The following is a 14,583-nucleotide window of genomic DNA, read 5'->3' as shown; positions in this document are numbered from 1 at the left end:
CCCATCTGTGAAGGCGCACCGCATGGGTACGCGCGTTGGCACCGCCTTTCCGCTGCCGAAGATCCCCATTCCCGAAGGGCTGCCGACCGGTATTCCGGTTCGCCCTGCACTCGTCGCTTGCGCTTTTCCCTGAACCTTTTGTCTGACCCTGCCCCCCCCCGTGAATTGTGGGGTGAGTGGGCCGCCCGTCGAAACTTCGGCGAATCACACGCCGACGCAAGCGACAACTGGCCGCGTGCGCTCGCGATCAAACGGCGGGGCATCATGCGCAAAGAACCGGCCCTCAAGGCGCCTGGGTGACGATGGCCGCAATGCGGATTGCCTCAATTCTCATGAAACCCTGTGCAGTCTGACCCGTTGCCTCTGCCAAGAGCACGGCCAGAGGGGAAGTCAATTGCCGGAATACGTTTCGTGAGCAGCAGGGTACGCCGCCTTTGCGCGGGCTTCGGCACATCATTCCTGGCCTTCGCCCTGACGGCCAATGCCCAGCCCTCCCCCGCCGATCAGTTCGGGGACCTTTTCGCCGCGGTGCAGGAAGGCCACGTCTTCGAGGACGGCAAGACGTTCGCCGACGCCGTGCCCAGGCGCGCACCCGACGCGATCATGGCGGAGTACGCGGCGAAGCCGCCGACCTCTCCGACCGACCTGCGCTATTTCGTGCTCGACAACTTCACCGTCCCCGGTGTCAACGACAAGCCGCTGCCCCCCTTGCGCGAACACATAAGGACATTGTGGCCGCAGCTTTCGCGCGACGCGGTCACGCCGCCGCCCGCAAGTTCGGCGATCGCGCTTCCGTCGCCTTACGTCGTGCCGGGCGGGCGGTTCCGTGAGATCTACTACTGGGATTCCTACTTCACGATGCTGGGCCTCGTCGCCGATGGCCGCGACGATCTGGTCGAGGGGATGATCGACGACTTCGCCAGCCTGATCGAGCGCTTCGGTCACATCCCTAACGGCACCCGCACTTACTACCTCAGCCGTTCGCAGCCGCCGTTCTTCGCTCTCATGCTGGACCTCTCGAAACAGACCGACGGCACCGTCCGCGCCCGGCGTCTCGCGGCCTTGCGCAAGGAGCATGCCTACTGGATGGCCGGCGAAAGCTGTGCCCGTGCGGCGAAAGCGTGCGAGCGGGTGGTGCGCATGCCCGACGGCAGCGTGCTCAACCGCTACTGGGATGACCGCGATACGCCGCGCGACGAATCCTTCGCAGAGGACCGCGCCACTGCCAAGGCCTCCGCACGGCCTGCCGCCGAAGTCTACCGTGACCTGCGGGCGGGCGCGGAAAGCGGGTGGGACTTCAGTTCGCGCTGGCTCTCCGACCCGCAGGACCTGGCGACCATTCGCACCACGCGGGTGGTGCCGGTCGATCTCAACGCTCTGATGTGGGCGATGGAGAAGCGTATCGAGAAAGGCTGCAAACAGGCAGGCGATCAGCCCTGCACGCGCGAATTCTTCCAGCGGGCCGCAGCGCGCAAAGGCGCCATCGACAGATACATGTGGCAGAGCCGCCAGCGGCGGTTCGCCGACTGGCTTCTCGACGAGAGCACGCCAGGCAGCGTCCAGTCGTCCGCCACGCTGTTTCCGCTCTTCGTCGGCATGGCGTCCCCCGCGCAGACCACGGCCATCGCCGCAACCACGCGGCGCGCACTTCTGGGCGAAGGCGGCATCCGAACGACGATCCTGCGCACCGGCCAACAGTGGGATGCTCCCAATGGCTGGGCGCCGCTGCAATGGGTCGCCCTGGAGGGGCTGCACCGCGGTGGGCAGGACGCTCTGGCGAAGGACGTCGCCGCGCGCTGGCTCGGCACTGTGAACTGCACATACCTGGAAACGGGCAAGATGCTGGAGAAATACGACGTGGAGGAACGCCGCGCGGGCGGCGGCGGCGAGTATCCGCTGCAGGACGGCTTCGGCTGGACAAATGGTGTCACGGCGGCAATTCTCGAACGCTATCCGGCACTTGTACCCGGCACTACGCTGCGAACTTGCGCCCCGACTTCCGGCAGTGAACAGTAACGCCGGTAGCTGCGCCGTTTCGGGACTCGCTGTTCTTTCGTACAGCTTGCAGATGTTATCGTTTACATCTATATGTGATTCATGCGTGGCCCCGAGGGGCCTTTTTGTAGCCAGGCGGTGATCTCCTCCCTCCGCCACCTGTGCCGGACAAGCGCAGAGCCTTCTCGGGTCGCAACCGCAGACGGTAAAAGAGAAACCCCGGGAGCTTCCGCACTCCCGGGGTTTCCGATTCTCAGGCCCTCAGTATCAGGACATGCCCATCCGGCGGAAATCCGGCAGTGCTCCGTCGCCGCCCGCGAAGTCGTCGAAGGCATGTTCGGTCACCCGGATGATATGCTTTTCGATGAACGGCGCACCTTCCGCCGCGCCGACCTGCGGATGCTTGAGCGCGCATTCCCATTCGAGCACGGCCCAGCCCGCGAAGTCGTACTGCGCCATCTTCGCGAAGATCGCTCCGAAATCGACCTGCCCGTCGCCGAGCGAGCGGAACCGGCCCGGGCGTTCCACCCAGCCTTGATAGCCGCCGTAGACCCCCGCCTTGGGCGAGGGACGGAACTCTGCGTCCTTCACATGGAAGCACTTCACGCGCTCGTGATAAACGTCGAGGAAGCCGACGTAGTCCATTTGCTGCAGGACCATGTGGCTGGGGTCGTAGAGGATATTGGCGCGCGGGTGATTGCCGGTTGCCTCGAGGAAACGCTCGAAAGTCACGCCGTCGTGCAGGTCCTCGCCAGGGTGCAGTTCGAAGCCGATGTCGACGCCGCATTCGTCAAAGCGGTCGAGGATCGGCTGCCAGCGGCGGGCGAGTTCGGCGAAAGCCTCGTCCACCAGCGCGGCCGGGCGCTGCGGCCATGCATAGAAGTAGGGCCACGCCAAAGCGCCCGAGAAGCTCGCCTGCGTCGTCAGGCCAAGGCGCTCGCTGGCCTTTGCCGCCAGATGCATCTGGTTCACCGCCCATTCCTGCCGCGCGCCGGGATTGCCGCGCACCGCTTCGGGAGCGAAGGCGTCGAACGCCGCGTCATAGGCCGGATGGACCGCGACCAGCTGGCCCTGGATATGCGTGGACAGTTCGGTCAGCGCCAGACCATGCTGGCCAAGGATGCCCAGCACCTCGTCGCAATAGTCCTGGCTGTCCGCCGCCTTTTCAAGGTCGAACAGCCGCGCGTCGTTGCTGGGCACCTGCACGCCCTTGTAGCCGAGCGAGGCCGCCCACGCCGCGATCGAATCGAGCGAATTGAACGGCTCGTCGTTACCGGCGAACTGAGCGAGGAAGATGCCCGGCCCCTTGATGGTCTTCATGTCCTGCGAACCTCTTTATTTCCTGTCAGACCGTTTTCCGCGCCCGAAACGCACGATCCAACCGCATCGCACTGTCGCGATAGAAGGTGGCGAGCGATTCGAGGAGCCTTTCCGGGCAGTCCGCCCGCAAAGCGCTTGCGAATACGACCATAAACGACGTTTCTTTCCCGTTTGCGACGCTGGTTACGGTCGTTTAATGAAAACGATACCACCGGCTAATTACCGGGAATTCCGCCATTCGCGCAAGCCCGGCACAGCCATCGCTTGACAACATGCGAGGATTGGGCCTTTTTAAGAAAAGAAAAGGTTTACATTGGTGGCGCGCGGCGATGGCCGGTGCGCCGTCGCAGGCTGAGGTATCCATCTAAATGCTGTCGTTCGGCGTCGATCTCATCACGTTCTTCCATCCCGGTTTCTGGGGGATGGCGAATGAGCAGGAGGTCGTCACTTTCGGCCGTGAACAGCCCCGCGCCTTCTGGGACCGCATGCTCGACACGCTGGCGCAAAGCGGCGTCACCGGCATCGAACTCACCTTCTCCCCCTTCGGCCCGGAAGGCCTGATCGCCGCCTATGGTTCGATCGAAGCGGCCAGGGACGAGCTTGACCGGCGCAATCTCGCCATCGCCAGCGGCTTTTTCGCCGACGTCGCCATCGAGGGCGGCATGGGCGATGCGCAGACCGAGGCCCGTTGGCTCGACAGCGCCGAGGAATCGGCGAAGGCGCTTGCCGCCTGGGGATCCGACATCATGGTCATGGGCCTGCCCATGCGCACCAGTTGGGACGCCGAGCCGCCTGTCTTCGTCGACATGGAATTCGCCCGCAAGGCGGCGGACTTCTGCAACCGTCTCGGCGCGCTGACGCTGCGGCACGGGGTGCGCCTCGCGCTCCATACCGAGGCCCACTCCACCTTCTGTCAGCCGCGCGACATCGACCTGCTGCTGATGCTGACCGATCCGGTCTACGTCGGCTTCTGCCCTGACAGCGCACACATCCTGCTTTCGGGCGGCGATCCGGTCACCGTCGTCGCGCGCCACATCGAGCGTGTCGTCACCGCGCACTGGAAGGACGCCAAGAGCGCGATGCCGATCAACATCCCGATCGATCATGGCATCCATCACGCCCACCGCGAATATTTCTGCGCCATCGGCGAAGGCACCGTGGATTTCGACGGCTGGGCCAAGCTCATGCTATCGAAGGCCGACCAGAAGTGGGCCATCCTGGAGATCGACGCCGTGCCGGATCCTCTGACCGAAACCCGCAAGTCGCTGGCTTTCGCCGGCGAAGTGCTGGACCGTCTTTCCAACGAGACCGCTGCATGAACGGCGCACTGACCTGGCGCGAGAAGCTCAGCTACGCGCTGGGCAACTTCGGCATCAACCTGCCGTTCGGCATGACCAATGCCTACCTGCTCTACTTCTACACCGACGTCTACGGCGTCAGCGCGGGCACGGTCGCCTCGCTGTTCCTGATCGCGCGCTGCGTGGATGCCGTGTTCGACCCGATGATGGGCCTGCTGATCGACCGCACTGAAACCCGCTGGGGCAAACATCGACCGTTCCTCCTATGGCTCGCCGTACCCTTCGCGGTCTGCGGCGCCATCGTGTTCTGGGCACCGCCGCTGGAGGGCTGGCAGAAGATCGCCTTCATCTTCGCGACCTATACGCTGATGGGTATTCTCTATTCCGCCGTCAGCCTGCCGCTGAATTCCATGCTGCCGACGCTGACCCGCGATCCCAGGCAGCGCAACACTGTCAACGCCCTGCGCGAGTTCATCGGTTCCTCGGCCACGGTCGGCATCGGCTACGCCGCGCTGCCGCTGGTCAAGACTTTCAGTAATGGGGACGAGGCGCACGGTTTTCTAGTCCTCGCCGCGATCACCGGCGCGATCACGCTGGTCTGCATGCTCAACGCCTTCGCCAACACGCGCGAGCGGGTCGAGGTGGACCATTCCGTCGCCAAACTCACCACCGCGCAGTCGCTGCAAGCGACGAAGGGCAACTGGCCCTGGATCGCGACGATGCTGGTCAACTTCTTCTTCTGGATCGGCTTTACCGGCCACATCCAGTCCTTCGTCTACTTCGCGCAGAGCGTGCTGGGCGAGGCGGAGTTCACCTCCACCCTCATGCTGACGATGCTCGCCGTTCTGGTCGGCACCGGCTTTGCGGGCGTCTGCGCCAACGCTATCGGCAAGCGCATGACCGGCGCGATCGGCGCCGCGGTCGCCACCGTCTTCACCGCGATCATGCCGCTCTCCAACGACCACACCTGGCTGATCGCGACCAACTGCGTCGCCTATATCGGGCAGGGTCTGATCGGCGGTCTGCTGTTCTCGCTGATGGCCGACGCGGTGGACTACGGCGCGTGGAAATCGGGCTACCGCGCGCAGGGCTTCTTGTTCGCCGCCTCCAGCTTCGGCGTGAAACTGGGCATGAGTGTGGGCGGTGCGGCAGGCGCGTGGTTCCTCAGCCTTGCCGCCTACGACGCCAAGGCGCCCGTCACGCCCGAGGTCGTCACCGCCGTCATGGCCGGGCACGTCTGGCTGCCTGCCGCCAGCTATGTGGCGATGGGCCTCTCGCTCATCCTGTTCCGCTTCCTTCCTGCCTACAAGAACGCTTGAGAGCCCCGAGCATGCGCACTGAGTTCGATTACATCATCGTCGGCGCGGGCAGCGCCGGTTGCGTCCTCGCCGAGCGCCTGAGCGCCGATGGCAAAAGCCAGGTGCTCCTCCTCGAAGCGGGCGGCCGCAACGAGGAACTGATGGTCCGCATGCCGCGCGGCATGATCAAGATCTGGACCAAGCCCAAGTGGTACTGGCCCTTCCCCGCCGAGCAGCAGGGGACACGCCCCGCCGGCGAAACCTGGTTCTACGGCAAGGGCCTCGGCGGTTCGAGCGCGGTCAACGGCACGTGGTACTTTCGCGGCCAGCCCCGCGACTACGACGCATGGGAAGCGCAGGGCAATCCCGGCTGGAACTGGGCCGAGATCGAGCGCTGCTACGAGGAACTCGAAGACTACCACGGCAAAAGCTACGGTCGCCGTGGCAAGCGTGGCCCGCTCGAAGTCACCGAAGTGCCGGAGGGCGACCCGGTCCTGACCGGCGCGATCCTGCAGGCGGCGCGCGAGGCGGGCATTCCCGTCCTAGACGACGTCAACGCGCCGGGCACCGAAGTCGCCGGTCGCACGCAGCAGACCGTGGACCCGCGCGGTAATCGCGTCACCGCCTATACCGCCTTCCTCAAGGCCGCGGCCAAGCGCCCGAACCTAACCATCCTGACCGGCGCGCTGGTGCGCCGCGTTACGTTCGCGGGCAAGCAGGCCACCGGCGTCCTCGCCGAAATCGAGGGTAAGGATGTTGCCTTCACCGCAGGCCGCACCATCCTCACCGCAGGCGTGCTACAGAGCCCCAAGCTGCTCCAGCTTTCCGGCATCGGCCCCGCCGACGTTCTCGCCCGCCACGGCATCGATGTGGTGCATGAGAACCCGCACGTCGGCCGCAACATGAACGAGCACATGATGGTCGCCCTGTCATGGCGGCTGAACAAGGCGCGCGGCCTCAACCACGAATTCCGCGGCTGGCGCGCCTACTGGCATGGCCTGCGCTACATCCTCACCGGCAAGGGCCTCATGGCCTCGCTGCTGCCGGAAGTCTCGGTCATGGCCTCGCTGGAGGCGGACAAGGACTGGCCCGACCTGCAACTCGGCATCTCGCCCTATTCCATGGCGTCGTCCGAGGACGACAAGCCCGAGGCCGGGCGCGGACAGACCGAGGCGGTCCCCGGGATCACCGCCACCGCCTTCTGCCTGCGCCCCAATAGCCACGGCTACGTCGAACTGGCGAGCACCGACCCCGCCGCCCCGCCGCGCCTCGTGCCGAACTGGTTCGCCGCGCCCGAGGACCGCGCCACGATCCTGCGCGCGATCCACAAGGTGCGCGAGATCATGGCCCAGCCCGCCCTCGCCCCCTACATCGGCGCCGAGACCGTGCCCGGCCCCTCCGTCCAGACCGACGAGGAGATCCAGCAGGCCGCGAACTGGATGGTTTCGACCGGCCTCCACGGCACCGGCACTTGCCGCATGGGCTCGGCCGAGGCCGGTCCCAATGCAGGCGTCGTCGATGCGGGCCTTCGGGTCCATGGCGTCTCCGGCCTTTACGTGGCCGACTGCTCGGCGATGCCGACCGGCATCTCGGGCAACACCAACGGCCCGGCGATGGCCTTTGCGTGGCGCGCGGCGGAGGTGATTGCGGCGGCGTGACGAAAGTTGCGCATCGCGCAACTTCGCTTGCTCCGCCCCTCGCGGCTATGTAACGTTTACATCCAATGGCGAACATCAAGGACATCGCCCGCGTCGCGGGAGTATCGGTAGCGACAGTGTCGCGCGCGCTCAGCACCCCCTCGCTGGTGCGCCCGGCCACGATCGAGCGGATCGAGGCGGCCATCGCCGACCTCAACTACGAGCCGAACCACCTGGCCGCGGGCCTGCGCCGCCAGCGCAGCGACAACGTGATCGTCGCGGTGCCCAGCATCTACAACCCGTTCACCTCAGCCTTCGTCGAGGGGATCGAGAACGTCGCGCGCGCCAACAAGATGCGCGTGCTGCTCGGCATCACCGAGGGTGACGTCGATGCGCTCAACAAGTTCACCTCGATGATCGCGGGCAAGCAGGCCGACGGGCTCATCCTGCTGGAAAAGAACCTCCCCGACATCGTCCTCAATCCCCCGGCCAAGAGCAAGCTGCCGCCGATGGTCGCGGCTTGCGAGTATCCGCCCGACCTAAACCTGCCGCGCGTGCGCACCGACAACCATGAGGCCAGCGCCCTGATCGTCGGCCATCTGGCGGAACTGGGGCACCAGCGCATTGCCGCGATCACCGGGCCGCTCGACCAGTTCATGTCGATGGACCGTCTTTCCGGCTACAAGCTGGGCCTTTTGCGCGCGCGGATCGAGTTCGACGAAGCGCTGGTGGCGCGCGGCGATTTCTCGCTCCAGTCGGGCTACGATGCGATGGTGCGCCTGCTCGACAGCGGCGCGGAGTTCACCGCCGTCGCCTGCGCCAACGACGAGATGGCCATGGGCGCGATGAGCGCGCTGCATCAGCGCGGCATTTCCGTGCCGGACGAGATGTCGGTGGCGGGTTTCGACGACTTGCGTTTCGGCGCCTTCGCCATCCCGCCGCTGACCACGGTGCACATCCCCACGGTGGAGATCGGCGAGGCGGCGATGCGGCTGATGCTGGATTCGCTCCTGCAGCAGGACCACGAGGGACCGGCGCGCGAAGTGGTGCTTCCGCATCGCCTGATCGTGCGTCAGTCGACGGCCGCGCCAAGAAAAAAACGCAAGAAAGCCTGAATCCTCCCCCCTCCCCGTGCCAGGGAGGATGCGCGCGCGTCGTCCCTCCAACCCCGTCATCCCAGCGAAGGCTGGGACCGCTGGCCTGTTACGGCCAACTATCGTCAGCACGCCTAGCCGAGGGTTGGGTTTTACGCGGCCAGCGGTCCCAGCTTTCGCTGGGATGACGGGGGTGTGCGTGCAGTCAGCGCACACAAAAACACCCGCTGGCGAGTGCGGGCCATTACGCCGGGGAAATCAACGCATCCGAAGGTAACATCGGGTCGGCGTCGGGAGCGTCCAAGCAGGGACGCGGGGTTTTGTTTTCCGTGAAGCTCTGGCGAGCGGCCGGGTAACTCACGGTGCAGCCCGGCTCGACCTGTATTCCATCGGAAAGTCCCATGTGGCCGTCGTTAGGGTTCGCATCGTTATCGGCCGAAGGCTATCCGGGATGGCCGTCCCAAGTCCTGCCGTGTGTCGCAGGAACGTATGGACAGCTTTTCCGGTAGCGCAGAGACAGTCCGGGTCTTCGTTTGGGCGCGTGGTTTGCGTGATCACGGCTTGAAACCGCATCCCGGCCCACGACGCCGACCCGATACACCTTTCCAGCGTGATCATCGCCGGATCGGATGCCGAGCCATACAACCTATTTGGCGATAAATGTCAATCGCGCTTCCACTTCGCGCGCGACGCCGATCAATCGCCGGTCGTCATAGCGCGGCGCCACCAGCGAGACGCCGATGGGCATCCCGCCCTCACCTTTGGCCAGCGGCAGATTGACAACCGGCGCGTGCAGCAAGGTCCAGGGCTGGTTGAACCGGGGTTCCCCCGGCGAACGGCCGAGCGGAGCGATGCCCGGCGCGCTCGGCGCCAGCACGGCGTCGAGTCCGGCGATCGCCCGCTCGAACCCCACCCGTGCCGCCGCCGCACGGTCATGCGCCTCGCGCAGCCGAGCGTCGGGATATGTCGCCAGGGCATCGACCCGAAGATGGAAATCGGGATGCAGCAAGTCGGGCCGTGCGCGTGCAAGGCTCAGGAAAGCGGCCGCGCCCTCGCGGAACAGGATCGCGCGGTGATCGTCGTTGAGGTGCTCGAACTCGGGCAGCGTGGCGATCTCGACGACGTCGATCCCGGCCCCCGTCATGGCGGCGGCGATGCCGTCGAAAGCGGCTTGGCCATCGGGCGTCATTTCATCCCACCAGGGGGTGCGGAACACGCCGATGCGCAAGGTCCGGCCTTCGACGTGCGCACCGGGCGCGAAGCCGTAGATTTCGCAGACCCGGTCGATCAGGTCGAGGTCCCGCGCGTACCAGCCCACGGTATCGAGGCTATTGGCATAGGTCTTCACGCCTTCCCGGCTGATAAGGCCCCAACTTGGCTTAAAGCCATGGATGCCGCAGAAGCTGGCGGGGCGGATCGTCGAGCCGCCGGTCTGCGTCGCCAGCGCCAGCGGCACATGCCCGTCCGCCACCGCCGCCGCCGACCCGGCCGAGGAACCGCCCGGCGTGCGCGCAAAATCATGCGGATTGGCGCTGGCGGCATTGCGCCCGGCGGCGGCGAACTCGGTGGTGTCGGTCTTGCCCAGGATCACCGCGCCCGCCGCCCGCAAGGTGGCGACGCAAGGCGCGTCCTCGGCAGGCACGAAGCCGGAGAACAACGGCGAATTGTGCGTGAGCGGCATCCCCGCCACCGCGATCACGTCCTTCACACCCACGCAGATCCCGTGGAGCGGCCCCGGTTCGCCCGCATCCAGTGCCCTCGCCGCAGCCAGCGCCCCGGTATCGTCCACGTGCAGCCACGCCCGGACCTGCGCATCGCGCGCGCCGATACGCTGCAATGCAGCATGGACATTGGCCACGGCAGGGGCGTAGGGGGTCTGGACCATGGAAATTCGGCTCCCGAGCAGGCGGCGCCATAGCGCCATATCCCACGATTGTGACTTCCCGCTTGGCGCGTGTAAAGCATTACATTATGCAGTGCAGCAATGACATCCACAGCCTCAACGCATAGTGCGCCCGACCCGAGCAAAACTGGGGCGCCCTCGATCGCCTCGGTGCTGGCGACGACGACGACGATCCAGATCCTGTCGACCATGACGGCGCTGGCGCTGACCGGAATCGCCCCGCTCGTCGCCGGTGAGTTCGGGCTGGCACCGCATTACGTCGGTTACCAGATCAGCGTGATCTACGCGGCGGGCACGTTCGCCTCTGCCATGGCGGGAACACTGATCCAGCATCGCGGGCCGGTGCAGGTGGAGCAGCTTGCCCTCGCCTGCTTCGGCACCGCGCTGCTCTTGCTGACGAGCGCGAGCCCGTGGCTGGCCCTGCTGGCCTCGATGGTGATCGGCGTGGGCTATGGGGTGCAGAACCCGGCCTCGGCGCAGATACTGGGCGCGGTGACGCCGCCGCACCGGCGCTCGCTGATCTTCTCGATCAAGCAGGCTGGCGTGCCGATCGGCGGCGTGGTGGCGGCGCTGCTGATCCCGGCGCTCGCAGGATGGCTGGGCTGGCGCACGACTTTCGTGCTCGGCGCTGTGCCCTGCTTCGCGATGATCGGGGTTCTGGCGCTCAAGGGCGGGCCGGAGCGACCAGCGGCGCCTGTCACGATCTCGGTCTGGCGCGGCTTCGTCTATGAGCAGCGCCTCGTCTGGGGCAAGGCACCGCTGCGGGTGCTGGCGATGCTGGGGATGCTCTATTCCTCGATCCAGCTCTCGCTGTCGGCCTTCGCGGTGATCATGCTGGTCGAGCATCACTGGTCGATGTTCGCGGCGGGCCTTGTCGCCGGGGGCGTGCAGGCCTGCGGAGCGCTGGGCCGCGTGTCGTGGGGCGGGCTGGGCGACCGCTTCGGCGGGTTCACGGTGCTGGCGGTGATCGGCGTGGTCTCGATGGCCTGCATGATCGCGCTGTGGCGGATCGACGCATTGCCTGCGGTGGTCGCGATCGGCGTGCTGTGCCTGTTCGGCTTCTGCATGAGCGGTTGGAACGGCGTCGTCATGGCCGAATGCACGCATCACTGCGCGCCCGAGGATGCGGGCCGGGTGATCGGTGGGTCGCTGGTCTACACCTTCCTCGGCGTGATGATCGGCCCGGCGGCGATGGCGACGATCTACGGCTTTACCGGCGATTACGGGACGAGCTTCCTGCTGGTGAGCTGGGTTGCGGGCCTTGGCGCGCTGCTGGCGGGGCGGGCGGCGATGGCTTCCCGCGCCTGACGAAGCGCCTTGCTGCGGGGGCTTCGACAAGCTCAGCCTGAGCGGGCTTGAGAGGTTTACGCCCCCGCCTGCCCAACCCTTACGCTACATCCGCTCACCCTGAGCTTGTCGAAGGGTCGCAGCAGAACCTTACCGCGCAAAAAAGCCGGTCACGCGGGGGCGTGACCGGCCGAGGGTATTGGACGACCCGATGGAGAGAGAGACCGGGCCCTCAGGGTAGCGTAGATCAGGCCGCGACGAGGCGATCCTGACGGCAGGCCATCAGCGGCTGCACCTTCTCGCCGAAGTTCACGAGGCCCTGCTCGAAGTCGTCGAAGGTCAGCATGATGCCCTTGGTGCCGGGCACCGAGGCCGCTTCGTCGAGCAGCTTTGCCACGGTTTCATAAGAACCGACGAACGTGCCGATACCGAGGTTCACCGCGCCTTCCGGCAGGTTGATGTGACGCGCGGTCGAGCCTTCGCCGGCGGTCTTGTCGGCAGCGCCCTGATCGCTCATCCACGCCAGCGCATCGACGTCGGCGCCTTCGCGGTAGGACTGCCACTTGGCCATGGCCTTCTCGTCGGTCTCGTCGGCGATCACCATGCACAGGATGTAGGCGCCCACGTCGCGGCCGGTCTTGGCGGCCGCTTCGACCAGCGCCTCGACGGTCGGCGCATGCTTGGTCGGCTTGTTGAGGCCGCCCGCCGTGACGAAGTTGTAGTCGCCGTAGTTGGAGACGAACTCCATCCCGCGCGCCGACTGGCCCGCGCCGACGATCTCGATCTTGCCGGTGCTGGGCTTGGGCTGCATGTGGCAGTCTTCCATCTGGAAGTGCTCGCCCTTGAAGTCCGACTTGCCCTCGGCCCACAGGTCCTTCATCACCTGCACGTATTCGCTGGCGTAGTCGTAGCGGTGGCCGAAGTAGGCGTCGCCCGGCCACATGCCCATCTGCTCGTATTCACCCTTGGCCCAGCCGGTGACGACGTTGACGCCGAAGCGGCCCGGCGCGACGCTGTCGATCGTCACGGCCATGCGCGCGACCATCGCGGGCGGCAGGGTCAGAATAGCCGTCGAGGCGAACAGCTTGATCTTGCTGGTGACGGCGGCGAGCGCGCTCATCAGCGTGAAACTTTCCAGGTTGTAGTCCCAGAACTCGGTCTTGCCGCCGAAGCCACGCAGCTTGATCATCGACAGCGCGAAATCGAAGCCATAGCCTTCGGCCGTCTGGACCAGCTTCTTGTTCATTTCGAAGCTGGGTTTGTACTGCGGAGCGTTCTCGGAAATCAGCCAACCGTTGTTGCCGATGGGGATGAACAGACCAATATCCATTGCAGTGCTCCTGGGAGAGGGAAGTTTAAGGGAGAGGAGGCGGAGACGGTACGCGCGCGAGCCAGGAAGTCGCCTGTTCATAGGCAAACCCTCCACGCAGCAAGCATTGTTCGGAATTCGGAGCGCCGACGAGTTGCAGCGCCAGCGGCAGCCCGCGCGCGTCGAAGCCCATCGGCGTGACGAGCGCCGGGAAGCCCAGCATCGAGATCGTGCGGGTAAGCGCGGATAGCTCCGCGACCATCGCCTGCATCGCATCGCCGCCGGTTGCGCCGACCTGTTCGGCCATGGGCACCGGGAAGCGCGCGGCGGGGGTGAGCAGCAGGTCGACCTTGGCGAACGGGCCGCTCAGCATGTCGGACTGCGCGGATTTACGGCGGCCGAGCGCGGCGAGATAGGTATCGGGAGAGACCGCGGCGCCCGCCAGCAGGCGGTTGCGCACCTGGTCACCGAAATCTTCCGCCCGCTCCGCCAGGTGGCGTGCGTGGAAGGCGGCGGCTTCGGGAGCCCATATCTCGGCGGCGATCGCGGGATAGCCGGAGTGGTCGGGAATGGCGACATCGACGACTTTCGCGCCGAGGTCCGCGAAGACCTGCCGCGCGGCCGCGAAGGCAGCGGCGACTTCAGGGTGAAGGTCATCGGTGAAGTAGCTGGTCGGCACGCCGATCGTCAGACCCGAGCAGTCGGCGATGAGGCCAGCCTCGTATTCGCCGTCCACCAGAACGTCCATCAGGCGGGCCAGAGACCGGCTGGAAGTGGAGAGCGGCCCCGCCGTATCGAGCGTCTTCGACAGCGGCATCATCGCCGTGTCGGGCAGAAGGCCGTTGGTCGGCTTGAGCCCAGCCACGCCGCAGAACGCGGCCGGAAGCCGGACAGAACCGCCGGTATCCGATCCCAGCGCGCCGGTGACGATGCGCGCACCGACCGCCGCGCCCGAGCCTGACGACGAGCCGCCCGAGATCGCCTCGGCGTTCCACGGGTTGCGGCAGCGGCCGAGGTGCGCGTTGTGTCCTGTCGGCCCCATCGCGAACTCGGCCATGTGGAGGCGGCCAATGGTGATCGCGCCCGCCGCAGCCAACCGGGCCATCAGCGGTGATGTCTCGGCGGGGACGTGGCCGCGCCAGATCTTCGAGCCCGCCTCGGTGGGAATACCGGCACGGAAGAACATGTCCTTGTGCGCGAGCGGCACGCCGTGGAGCGGCCCGCGCAGCGATCCGCGCCTGCGCTGTTCATCGCAGGCCCGTGCCTGGTCGAGCGCGGCCTCGGCCTCGATCGCGACGAAGGCATTGAGCCCTCGCCAGTCCTCGGCGCGCTCCAGTGCGTCGGTGACCGCATCGACGGCGCTCAGGGCTCCGCTGGCGATCGCTTCGGCAAGTTCGACGAGATCGTGTGGCATGGCTGTCCTGTCCGCGAGGATCGCGTGT

10 protein-coding genes are annotated in these 14,583 nt (G+C 66.2%); 6 read left to right on the top strand and 4 right to left on the bottom strand.

Annotated features, from left to right (window positions below; translation table 11 throughout):
• The first annotated feature begins 411 nt into the window (after positions 1–411).
• Positions 412–2,016, top strand: a complete 1,605-nt coding sequence (treF, locus tag BES08_RS19355; RefSeq protein WP_008832373.1) for an alpha,alpha-trehalase TreF — start codon at positions 412–414, stop codon at positions 2,014–2,016.
• A 246-nt stretch (positions 2,017–2,262) separates the two neighbouring features.
• On the opposite strand, the gene BES08_RS19350 is transcribed toward treF, so the two are convergent.
• Positions 2,263–3,315, bottom strand: a complete 1,053-nt coding sequence (locus BES08_RS19350) for a sugar phosphate isomerase/epimerase family protein (protein WP_008832372.1) — start codon at positions 3,313–3,315, stop codon at positions 2,263–2,265.
• A gap of 368 nt (positions 3,316–3,683) precedes the next feature.
• Here BES08_RS19350 and BES08_RS19345 point away from each other — a divergent pair, with 368 nt between their 5' ends.
• The 4 genes from BES08_RS19345 (at position 3,684) to BES08_RS19330 (ending at position 8,663) form a co-directional block, all read left to right on the top strand.
• Positions 3,684–4,634 (top strand): sugar phosphate isomerase/epimerase family protein, encoded by a 951-nt coding sequence (locus tag BES08_RS19345; RefSeq protein ID WP_008832371.1) that lies wholly within the window; start codon positions 3,684–3,686, stop codon positions 4,632–4,634.
• Positions 4,631–5,932 (top strand): MFS transporter, encoded by a 1,302-nt coding sequence (locus BES08_RS19340; RefSeq protein ID WP_008832370.1) that lies wholly within the window; start codon positions 4,631–4,633, stop codon positions 5,930–5,932. Before BES08_RS19345 ends, BES08_RS19340 begins: the two co-directional genes overlap by 4 nt.
• An 11-nt stretch (positions 5,933–5,943) precedes the next feature.
• Positions 5,944–7,569 carry a GMC family oxidoreductase gene (locus BES08_RS19335; protein ID WP_008832369.1) on the top strand — a complete coding sequence of 542 codons (1,626 nt, stop codon included), beginning with the start codon at positions 5,944–5,946 and terminating at the stop codon, positions 7,567–7,569.
• 65 nt (positions 7,570–7,634) lie between these two features.
• Complete coding sequence (locus tag BES08_RS19330; RefSeq protein WP_008832368.1) at positions 7,635–8,663, top strand: LacI family DNA-binding transcriptional regulator; 1,029 nt, start codon at positions 7,635–7,637, stop codon at positions 8,661–8,663.
• 625 nt (positions 8,664–9,288) lie between these two features.
• Here BES08_RS19330 and BES08_RS19325 read toward each other — a convergent pair.
• Positions 9,289–10,527: an amidase gene (locus BES08_RS19325; RefSeq protein WP_197524484.1), complete on the bottom strand. Its 1,239-nt coding sequence runs from the start codon at positions 10,525–10,527 to the stop codon at positions 9,289–9,291.
• Positions 10,528–10,626: 99 nt separating this feature from the next.
• Between BES08_RS19325 and BES08_RS19320 the strand changes: the two genes are divergently transcribed.
• Entirely contained in the window at positions 10,627–11,853 is a 1,227-nt protein-coding gene (locus BES08_RS19320; RefSeq protein ID WP_069709370.1) for an MFS transporter, read from the top strand.
• 226 nt (positions 11,854–12,079) lie between these two features.
• On the opposite strand, the gene rutA is transcribed toward BES08_RS19320, so the two are convergent.
• Together rutA and BES08_RS19310 are read right to left on the bottom strand one after the other, a co-directional pair.
• Positions 12,080–13,162, bottom strand: a complete 1,083-nt coding sequence (rutA, locus tag BES08_RS19315) for a pyrimidine utilization protein A (protein WP_008831654.1) — start codon at positions 13,160–13,162, stop codon at positions 12,080–12,082.
• A 25-nt stretch (positions 13,163–13,187) separates the two neighbouring features.
• Positions 13,188–14,555, bottom strand: coding sequence for an amidase (locus tag BES08_RS19310; RefSeq protein ID WP_008831653.1), 1,368 nt, complete (start codon positions 14,553–14,555; stop codon positions 13,188–13,190).
• Between the last annotated feature and the right edge of the window lie 28 nt (positions 14,556–14,583).

The sequence above is a fragment of the Novosphingobium resinovorum genome, from assembly GCF_001742225.1.
Lineage (GTDB): Bacteria > Pseudomonadota > Alphaproteobacteria > Sphingomonadales > Sphingomonadaceae > Novosphingobium > Novosphingobium resinovorum_A.
Note: the sequence above shows the minus strand (reverse complement) of the source record. Positions and strands in the feature narration are given on the sequence as shown.

What these genes read in the sequence shown, in the direction of transcription:
- BES08_RS19350 (WP_008832372.1), bottom strand. Translation starts at nt 3,315, where the DNA reads ATGAAGACCATCAAGGGGCCGGGCATCTTCCTCGCTCAGTTCGCCGGT.
- BES08_RS19345 (WP_008832371.1), top strand. Translation starts at nt 3,684, where the DNA reads ATGCTGTCGTTCGGCGTCGATCTCATCACGTTCTTCCATCCCGGTTTC.
- BES08_RS19340 (WP_008832370.1), top strand. Translation starts at nt 4,631, where the DNA reads ATGAACGGCGCACTGACCTGGCGCGAGAAGCTCAGCTACGCGCTGGGC.
- BES08_RS19335 (WP_008832369.1), top strand. Translation starts at nt 5,944, where the DNA reads ATGCGCACTGAGTTCGATTACATCATCGTCGGCGCGGGCAGCGCCGGT.
- BES08_RS19330 (WP_008832368.1), top strand. Translation starts at nt 7,635, where the DNA reads ATGGCGAACATCAAGGACATCGCCCGCGTCGCGGGAGTATCGGTAGCG.
- BES08_RS19325 (WP_197524484.1), bottom strand. Translation starts at nt 10,527, where the DNA reads ATGGTCCAGACCCCCTACGCCCCTGCCGTGGCCAATGTCCATGCTGCA.
- BES08_RS19320 (WP_069709370.1), top strand. Translation starts at nt 10,627, where the DNA reads ATGACATCCACAGCCTCAACGCATAGTGCGCCCGACCCGAGCAAAACT.
- rutA (WP_008831654.1), bottom strand. Translation starts at nt 13,162, where the DNA reads ATGGATATTGGTCTGTTCATCCCCATCGGCAACAACGGTTGGCTGATT.
- BES08_RS19310 (WP_008831653.1), bottom strand. Translation starts at nt 14,555, where the DNA reads ATGCCACACGATCTCGTCGAACTTGCCGAAGCGATCGCCAGCGGAGCC.